The sequence below is a fragment of the Streptomyces panacea genome (assembly GCF_040560175.1).
Lineage (GTDB): Bacteria > Actinomycetota > Actinomycetes > Streptomycetales > Streptomycetaceae > Streptomyces > Streptomyces panacea.
The window spans coordinates 86,367-94,989 of record NZ_JARJHW010000005.1 but is presented as its reverse complement, the minus strand read 5'-3'; the positions used below and the strand labels follow the sequence as shown (position 1 = coordinate 94,989).

At 70.5% G+C, this 8,623-nt stretch carries 8 protein-coding genes; 2 read left to right on the top strand and 6 right to left on the bottom strand.

The window, feature by feature from the left end:
- From P3L51_RS02865 to P3L51_RS02840, 6 genes are all read right to left on the bottom strand, one after another.
- Positions 1 to 1,074, bottom strand: a 1,074-nt coding sequence (locus P3L51_RS02865; RefSeq protein ID WP_354603405.1) for an ABC transporter ATP-binding protein, incomplete at its 3' end; no start/stop codon positions are given.
- The gene (locus P3L51_RS02860) at positions 1,067 to 1,858 is read right to left on the bottom strand and encodes a DeoR/GlpR family DNA-binding transcription regulator (RefSeq protein WP_354603404.1); all 792 of its coding nucleotides are present in this window, start codon (positions 1,856 to 1,858) and stop codon (positions 1,067 to 1,069) included. The genes P3L51_RS02865 and P3L51_RS02860, both read right to left, overlap by 8 nt.
- Complete coding sequence (locus P3L51_RS02855) at positions 1,855 to 3,006, bottom strand: ABC transporter ATP-binding protein (protein WP_354603403.1); 1,152 nt, start codon at positions 3,004 to 3,006, stop codon at positions 1,855 to 1,857. The genes P3L51_RS02860 and P3L51_RS02855 overlap by 4 nt, the downstream gene beginning before the upstream one ends.
- Positions 3,003 to 3,872 carry a carbohydrate ABC transporter permease gene (locus P3L51_RS02850; protein WP_354603402.1) on the bottom strand — a complete coding sequence of 290 codons (870 nt, stop codon included), beginning with the start codon at positions 3,870 to 3,872 and terminating at the stop codon, positions 3,003 to 3,005. Before P3L51_RS02850 ends, P3L51_RS02855 begins: the two co-directional genes overlap by 4 nt.
- Positions 3,869 to 4,927 carry a carbohydrate ABC transporter permease gene (locus P3L51_RS02845; RefSeq protein WP_354603401.1) on the bottom strand — a complete coding sequence of 353 codons (1,059 nt, stop codon included), beginning with the start codon at positions 4,925 to 4,927 and terminating at the stop codon, positions 3,869 to 3,871. The genes P3L51_RS02850 and P3L51_RS02845 overlap by 4 nt, the downstream gene beginning before the upstream one ends.
- Before the next feature lie 6 nt (positions 4,928 to 4,933).
- Positions 4,934 to 6,364, bottom strand: coding sequence for an ABC transporter substrate-binding protein (locus P3L51_RS02840; protein WP_354603400.1), 1,431 nt, complete (start codon positions 6,362 to 6,364; stop codon positions 4,934 to 4,936).
- Positions 6,365 to 6,502: 138 nt separating this feature from the next.
- On the opposite strand from P3L51_RS02840, the gene P3L51_RS02835 reads away from it, so the two are divergent.
- A complete protein-coding gene (locus P3L51_RS02835) occupies positions 6,503 to 7,954 on the top strand; it encodes an FGGY-family carbohydrate kinase (protein ID WP_354603399.1) in 1,452 nt (483 codons plus the stop codon).
- Entirely contained in the window at positions 7,951 to 8,574 is a 624-nt protein-coding gene (locus P3L51_RS02830) for a histidine phosphatase family protein (RefSeq protein ID WP_354603398.1), read from the top strand. The genes P3L51_RS02835 and P3L51_RS02830 overlap by 4 nt, the downstream gene beginning before the upstream one ends.
- Positions 8,575 to 8,623: the final 49 nt, after the last annotated feature.

The window sequence follows — 8,623 nt, the reverse complement described above, 5'->3', positions numbered from 1 at the left end:
CCCGGTGTCCCCCGTCCCGGGCCCCGCCTCACCCTCCCGGGTCAGCCGCAGGTCCTCCGGACGGATGCCCAGCACCACCGCGCGGCCGACGGGCGGACCGGCCGGGCACGGGAGACGCACCGAAGGCCCGAGCCGTACCCACCCGCCGGCCTCCACGACGCCCGGCAGCTGATTGATCGCCGGCTCCCCCACGAAGTCGGCGACGAACACATTCGCCGGGGCGTCGTAGATCTCGTACGGCGTGCCGAGCTGCTGGATCACGCCGTCCTTCATCACCGCGATCCGGTCGGCGAGCGACAGCGCCTCCTCCTGGTCGTGCGTGACGAGGATCGTCGTATGGCCCAGGTCCCGCTGTATGCGCTTGAGTTCACGGCGGGTCGTGTCGCGCTGCGCGGCGTCCAGATGGGACAGCGGCTCGTCCAGGAGCAGTACGTCGGGCTCCCGGATCAGCGCCCTCGCCAGCGCCACACGCTGTTTCTGGCCGCTGGACAGACCGGCGGGCCGGGCGGCCAGGAGGTCGGTCAGGCCGATCCGCTCCGCCATGTCGGCGACCCGCCGGGCCCGTTCCCCGGCCCCGTGCAGGCCCCGCGCCGCGAGCCCGAAGCCGAGATTCTCCGCGACGGTCAGCGGCGGGTAGAGCGCGTAGTTCTCGAAGGCCACACCCATGTTGCGCCGCCGCGCCGGCAGGGCCACGACGGAGTCGCCGCCGACCAGTATGTCGCCGCCGGTGACCTCCTCCAGTCCGGCGATCATCCGCAGCGTCGTGGACTTGCCGCAGCCGGACGGGCCGAGCAGACCGAGCAGCTCGCCCGAGCGCAGCTCGATGTCGATGCCGCGCACCGCGTCGACGGGGGGACGGCCGCGCGCCACATAGGTCTTGCGCAGGTCACGCAGGGCCAGCCCCTTTCCGGCGGATGTTCGCTGATCAGCCCGGGGCGTCCGGTGCGGTGCGTCGCGAGGCGGCGGATCGTTCTCGTACCGGACGTACTTGGACGACTCCGACAACGCGGTGAGGTGCCGTGCCAGGCGCCTCGGGCCCGCGAAGATCCGCCGGAAAGGGGCTGGGTCAGTCACCGCCCACCTCACAGACTTGGTAGGGGACCTTGTGCTCGTCGAGGTCGCGCAGTGCCTCGGCGGAGGCGCCGGCGTCGACGAGCACCAGGTCGAAGGCGGAGAGCGGAGCCAGCCGGTGCAGGGCGACCCGGCCGAGCTTGGAGTGGTCGAGCAGCAGGACGTTCCTGGCCGCCGAGGCGAGCATCGCCCGCTTCACGGAGACGATGTGCTGCTCCTGGTGGTACGCGAAGCCCCCGGAGACGGCGGAGGTGGAGGTGAAACAGACGTCGACCTGGAGGGACTGCACGGCCTCGACGCAACTGACACCGAGGAAGGAGGAGTGCAGGGGGTCGTAGTCACCGCCGAGTGCCATCAGATGGATGCCGCGCTCCCCGGACAGCAGATTGATCGCCTCCAGGAAGTTGGTGACGACGGTCAGCGGGGTGATGGAGTTGAGGCGGCGCGCGATCTCCAGGGTGGAGGTCGAGTCGTCCAGCATCACCGCCATGCCGGGCTCGATGAGGGTCAGCGCGTGCCGCGCGACCGCCGCCTTCTCCTCGTGCATGGCCTTGAGCCGGAAGGCGACGTTCGACTCGAACACGCCGGACGGCTGGGCGGTCACCCCGCCCCTGAACTTCCTGACGATTCCCTGCCGTTCCAGCTCGTCCAGATCCCGGTGGATGGTCATCAGACTGACGTCGAACCGCTCGGCCAGCTCGGCGGCGGTGCCCTCGCCCCGGCCGAGGACGTACTCGGCTATCGCCGCCTGGCGCGGGGCGGGGCCGCGCTGCTGCTGGGTGCTCATCTCGTGATCCTTCGTCCTGGACGCTCCGGCCGGTCGGCCTCGAACAGGAGCAGGTTCTCAAGTCCTACGGAGAGCCGCACAGGATCGTCCACGCGCAGACCGGCCGCGGCGGCGCGCGGGGCGACGAGCGACAACTGCCGGGAGCCGAGCCGGACGGTGACCTCGGTGGCGCGGCCGAGGACCTCGGTGACGTAGACGGTGCCGGTCAGCTCCAGCGCGCCGTTCTCGCCTTCCCCGCCGTTCCCACCGTCCCCGCCTCTTCCGCCGTCCAGGGTGACGTCCCTCGGCCGTATGCCCAGCTGTACGGCGGTGCCCGGCGCCGCCGGTACGTCCACCGGCAGCTCGAAGCCGCCCTCCGCCGACCCGAAGTGCCCGTCCGCGGTGACCGTCCCCGGCAGCAGATTGATCAGCGGACGCCCGAAGGCGCCGGCGACGAACGTGTCGTACGGCCGGTGCCAGATCTCCTCCCGCGTCCCGGTCTGGACGATCCGCCCGTCCCGAATCACCCCGATCCGGTCACCGAGCGCCAGCGCCTCCACCGAGTCGTGCGTGACGTACAGCGTGGTGGTGTGCCGGACATCGCCGATCGCCTTCAGCTCCGCGCGCATCGCCTGGCGGAGTTTGGCGTCGAGGTGGGAGAGCGGTTCGTCGAGGAGGAACGCGCGCGCGGGCCGTACGAGCACCCGGCCGAGGGCCACCCGCTGCCGCTGCCCGTTCGACAGCGCGCCGACAGGACGCTCCAACAGCTGCTCGATACCGAGGAGTTCGGCGATCTCATGGATCCGGGTCCGGGCCTCGGCCGTCGGCAGCCGGTACTTGGGGGAGCGCAGCGGCGAGGCGAGGTTGTCGTAGGCCGAGCGGTGTGGATAGAGCGCGTACGACTCGAAGCACATGGCCACGCCCCGGTCGTACGGCTCGACGCCGGTCATGTCCCGGCCGCCCAGCTCGACAGCGCCGGAGTCGGGCTCCTCCAGACCGGCGACGGTCTTGAGCGTGGTCGTCTTGCCCGCGCCGGAGGGGCCGAGCAGACAGAAGAACTCGCCCTCGGCGACGTCCAGTTCGAGGCCGTCGAGCGCGGTGGTGCGCCCGTACGACTTGTGGACGCCGCGCAGCCCGATCGAGGTGGAGCCGGACGCGGCCGGTGTCATGACTTCACCGCCCCGAACGACAGCCCCCGCACCAGATACCGCTGGATCGTGAGCGCGAGGAGCAGCGGCGGGATCACCGACACGAGCGCGGCGGCGGCCGTCAGGTTGTACTTGGGCCGGTCGCCGCCGAGGAACGACAGCGCGCCCACGGTCACGGTCTGCGCCTCCGAGGACGTGAGGATCAGCGGGAAGACGAAGTTGTTCCACGCGAAGATGAAGGCCAGCAGGGACACGGCGGCGATACCCGGCTTCACCAGCGGCAGCGCGACCCGGAAGAACGCCTGTTTACGGGTGTAGCCGTCGAGCAGCGCCGCCTGCTCCAGCTCCGGTGACAGATCGGCGAAGTACGACCGCATGATCCACACGATCAGCGGCAGCGTGACCAGTTGCAGGACCCAGATCATGCCGACGTACGTGTCGAAGAGACCGAGCTGCTGGTAGAGCACGAACAGCGGGATGATCACGGTCAGTTCGGGCGCGAAGCGGAACGACAGCAGCGTGAACATCAGATTCTCCGAGCCGCGGAACCGCCAGCGCGCGGCGGCGTACGCGGCGGGCAGCCCGATCACCAGGGAGAGCCCGACCGCCCCGAGCGACACCACCAGGCTGTTGACGAAGAACCGTACGAACGGCACGCCCTCGTCCTGGCCCGCACCGAGCACCGTCCGGTAGGAGTCCAGGGTCGGGGTGAAGGAGAAGTAGGTGCTGAACAGCTCGTTCGCCGGCTTCAGGGAGAGGACGACCATCCACGCGACGGGGAAGAGCGCGAAGAGGAAGTAGAGGATCAGCGCGCCGTCGGCGGCGATCCCCAACACCCGCCGTTTCCCGGCGCCGTTCGGCCTCGCGCTCCTCTGACGTCTCGTCACTTCGGCACCTCCGCTGCCCGGTTCTGGATCCGGCCCAGATAGCGCACCAGCACCATCGCCGCCAGATAGACCACCGCCCACAGCACGATCATGTAGCTCAGCCCGAACGAGTAGCGCTGGAAGCGGATCGCCTCCAGATACGCGCGGATCTGGAGCACCACCGTGGAATCGGCGGGGCCGCCCTCCGTCAGGGCGTAGATGATGTCGAAGACCTTCAGCGAGTCCATGAACCGGAAGATCACGGCGACCAGGACGTACGGCCACAGCATCGGCATCGTCAGCTTGCGGAAGGTGAACCACCAGCCCGCACCGTCGACCGCCGCCGCCTCGAAGGGGGAGGTGGGCAGGGAGCGCAGCCCGGCGAGCGCCAGGATCGCGACGAACGGTGTGTAGACCCACACGTCCACGGCGATCGAGGAGAGCAGCGCGCCCGCCGGGGTGTCCGTCCACTGCACGCCGCCGAGACCGAACGGCCGCAGAAGGTGGTTCACCACCCCGACCGACGGCTGGAGCATTAGCTTCCAGATGATCGCGGCGATCACCGGCGCGATCATCAGCGGCAGGATGAGGACCTTCTCCAGCACCCGCCCGACCAGGGTCGAGCGGTACAGCAGCAGGGCCACGGCGACGCCGAGCACCGTCTCGACGCCGGCGGCGCCGACCGCGTACAGCACCGTCACCCACGCCGAGTCCCAGAAGGAGGAGTCGGTGAAGATCCGCCGGTAGTTCTCCAGGCCCACGAAGTCCGGCTGCGGCTTGCTCGCCGCGAAGTCGAACACCGTGTAGTACAGGCCGAGTCCGAAGGGGTAGAGGATCCCGCCGGTCAGCAGGAGGGCGGGCACGATGAGCAGATACGGCCGCAGGGTGCGCCGCCATCGGGGGACGCTCCGTTCTGTGCCTCGTTCCGTGTTCGGTTCCGCGCTCCGTTCCGCGCCAAGCTCGGGCGGGGGAGCGCCCGAGCCCGGTTCCGCGGCCGACGCCTTGTCAGGGGCGCCGGCCACGGCCGCGTCGTCGGACGAGGCCGCCCCGTGATCGGCCTCCGTCGACGAGGACATGGGGTGTCACCCGACCTTCGAGGCCAGATCGTCCGCCAGGCCGTTCAGCACCGGCCCCGCGCTCTTGCCCCCGTAGATCTCCTGGAGCGCCGACGCCCAGCTCGTGGTCGCGTCGAAGAACTGCTCCTGCGGGGTGAACTGGATCCGCGTCTGGTCCTGGACGGCCTCGAACGTCTCGATGAAGCCGGGGAGTTCCTTCATCTTGTTCCGGTACTCCGGGTCGTCGCTCACCGACTTGCGCACCGGATCGATGTGGTTGTACTCGATCGCGCCCTTGCGCAGGTGCTCCTTGCCGGTGGCCCACTGGAGGAACAGCCAGGCGGCGCTCTTCTTCTTGCTCTTGGCGTTCATCCCGAGCGACCAGATCCACATGTTGGTCGCCAGCGATCCGTCCGGCCCCTTCGGCCCCGGATGGAAGGCGATGTTCCCGGCGGCGGGCGAGGCGCCCTTCACCGCCTGGAAGTACGCGGCGGTGTCCGCGTCGAAGAGCATGCCCGCCTTCTTCGCGCCCAGGTCGCTGGAGCACTGGTACCAGGTGTACGAGGTCCACGAGGGCGGCCCGCCCTTCTTGACCATGTCCGCCCAGTCACGGGTGAAGGTGATGGCCTCGGGCGAGTTCATGGCGGGCTTCAGGCTCTCCCCGTCGACCGTGAAGTCCTTCAGCTTGTAGCGGGAGAACATCGTCATGAAGCCGGGATGGATCGTCGCCCAGCTCCGCGAGCCGCGCACCGCGACCCCGTACATCCCGTCGAAACCGGCGCCCGGCGCCTTGCGCTTGATGGTCCCCGCGAGTTCACGCAGCTCGTCGAAGGACTCCGCCGGCCGCAGCCCCAGCTTGTCGAAGACCTCCCTGTTGTACGCGACGACATTGGCCTCCCAGCCCCACGGCAGTGCGTACTGCCCGCCCTGCCCGAGCGGCGTCCCGGCCTTCAGGGACCACCGGGTGCCTTCGAGGAGGCTCGGCAGGAAGTCGTCCTGGTCCCATTCGGCGCCGGTGGCCGCCTCGTTGCGCATCCACGGACCGAGATCCTCCAGCCAGCCCGGCGGGCCGTACTGCCACACCATGTAGGCGCCGAGCATGAAGATGTCGTACGACGCCCGGCCGCTGGAGAGGTCCACGGTCAGCTTGTCGAAGTAGTTGTCCTCGGGGAACACGTCGTACTCGACCTTGATACCGGTCTTCGCGGTGAAGGTCTTGAGATCGGCGATCAGCGCGTCCGTGTACGGATGCTTGTTGAGCAGCGCCTTGACGGTCGTGCCCTTGTGCCGCTGCCAGTCGAAGGATCCGGTGACATCGTCGGCCGCCGACCCGTCGCTCTTGCTGTCGTCGCCACCGAAGCCGGCCCCGCAGGCGCTCAGCAGCGGGACGGACGACGCCGCCGCGGTGAGGGCGAGGAAACGCCGCCGGTCGTGCCCGAGGTGCCCGTGCATGTCCATCCGTGACCTCCACGGTCCGGCCAGATAACGCGTTCCTTCGAGTGGTTAACAGAGCTTGGAACACCGGTAGTTGCGCGTCAATCCCTCGCGCATCGCTAAATCTCGGTGCAGAGTGAGAACTTCACAGAGGGAGCCGTTATGTGGATGGGTATCGATCTCGGTACACAGAGCGTCCGTGCGGTACTCGTCGACGACGACGGGGCCGTGCTCGGCAGCGGTGCGGCCCCACTCGGCGGCAGCCGCGACGGGGTACGGCACGAGCAGTCGCCGGACGACTGGTGGGAGGCGGTGCGCACGGCCGTCGGCGCAGCCCTGCGGGACCGCCCGCCCGGTCCGGTCGGCGCGCTCGCGGTGTGCGGCACCTCCGGCACGGTCCTGCTCACCGACGGCGCCGGCCGCCCGCTCACCCCCGGTCTGATGTACGACGACGGGCGCGCGACAGCCGAGGCCGCGCTGGCGCGCGAACGAGGGCTGGGCGTCCAGCCGACGTGGGCGCTGCCGAAGGTGATGTGGCTGCTGAGGGAGCACGCCCGGACTTCGGACGTACGCCTCACCCACCAGCCCGATCTCGTCGTCTCCCGCCTGGTCGGCCGCCGTACCCCCACGGACTCCAGCCACGCCCTGAAGACGGGCTACGACCTGACGGCCGACGCCTGGCCGCGTGACGAACTGGCCGCGCTCGGACTCGGCCCCGGCCTCTTCCCGGAGGTTGTCCGCCCGGGCACACGGCTCGGCGAGGTCGGCGCGGACGGCGAGGCGGCCACGGGCATCCCCGCCGGCACCCCCGTGATCGCGGGGATGACCGACGGCTGCGCGGCCCAGATCGCCTCGGGATCCCTGGGCATCGGCTCCTGGAACTCGGTCCTCGGCACCACGCTCGTCCTCAAAGGCGTCACCGCGTCCCCGGTCCACGACGACACCGGCGTGGTCTACAACCACCGCGCCCCGGAGGGCAGTTGGCTCCCCGGTGGCGCCTCCGGCGTCGGCGCGGGCGCACTGTCCCGCGCCTTCCCCCACGCGGACCCGGCGCGCTTCGACACTCTCGCCCCCGCGCACGAACCGTCGAACGCGCTCGCCTACCCACTGGTCTCGCGCGGCGAGAGGTTCCCCTTCCTCGCCCCCGACGCCACGCCCTTCCTGCTCGGCGAACCCCGGTCCGACGCCGACCACTGGGCGGCGCTCCTCCAGGGCGTCGGACACACCGAACGGCTCTGCCTCGACTACCTGGACCACCTCGGCGCCCCGCAGCACGGCCCGCTGACCTTCACCGGCGGCGGCTCACGGAGCGCGTACTGGAACCAGCTGCGCACCGACATCCTCGGCCGGAGCGTGCACATCCCCCGGCACAGCGAACCGGCGCTCGGGATGGCCGTCCTCGCCGCGTACGGCGCGGGCGCCGCCCCCACCCTCGCGGACGCGGCCAAGCGCATGGTCGGCCTCAGCCACGTCCTGCGCCCCGACCCGGCGCGTACCGCGCGCTTCCTCCCGCCGTACCTGAGGATGGTGGCCGAACTGGAACGGCGCGGCTGGCTCCCGGCACCCGTCGCCACTCACGCCCGCACCCGCGCCGACGCTATGGAGGCTCCGTGAGTACGACCCTGCTGCTGGCCCGCCACGGCCGGACGCTCTGGCACGCCGAGAACCGCTACGCGGGCGTGAGCGACGTCGACCTCACCGACGAGGGCCGGGCCCAGGCGGTGCGGCTGGGGTGGTGGGCGGGGCGGCAGGCGGCGTTGGGCGCCGGCATCGACGCCGTGTGGACGTCGACGGTGCCCCGCGCGATCGCCACGGCCGAGCCCGCCTGCCGGGCACTCGACCTCGTACCGGAACGCGAACACGACCTGCGTGAATGCGACTTCGGGGTGATGGAGGGCCGCACGCTCGCCGAGTTCGAGGCGGTGGACCCCACGGCGGCGGCGGCCTTCCGCGCCGACCCGGTGGTGAACCCCTTCCCGGCAGCGGAGGACCCCCGCGCCGCCGCCACCCGGGGCACGGCCGCACTCCACCGGATCGCCTCCTCGCACGAGGGCGCCCGGGTACTGGTCGTCGCCCACAACACCCTGTTGCGGCTGGTGCTCTGCGACCTCCTGTCGATCCCGCTGAGCGACTACCGCCGGGTGTTCCCGGCCCTGCGGAACGCGGCGGTGACGGAGCTGCGGATGGCGGGTGACCAGGCCGCCATTCTGTCGCTGAACGTACCCTGCTCGTAGCTCTGGGTGTTATCTGCGTATGAGGCGAAGCGAATCGATCGGTTCGTCC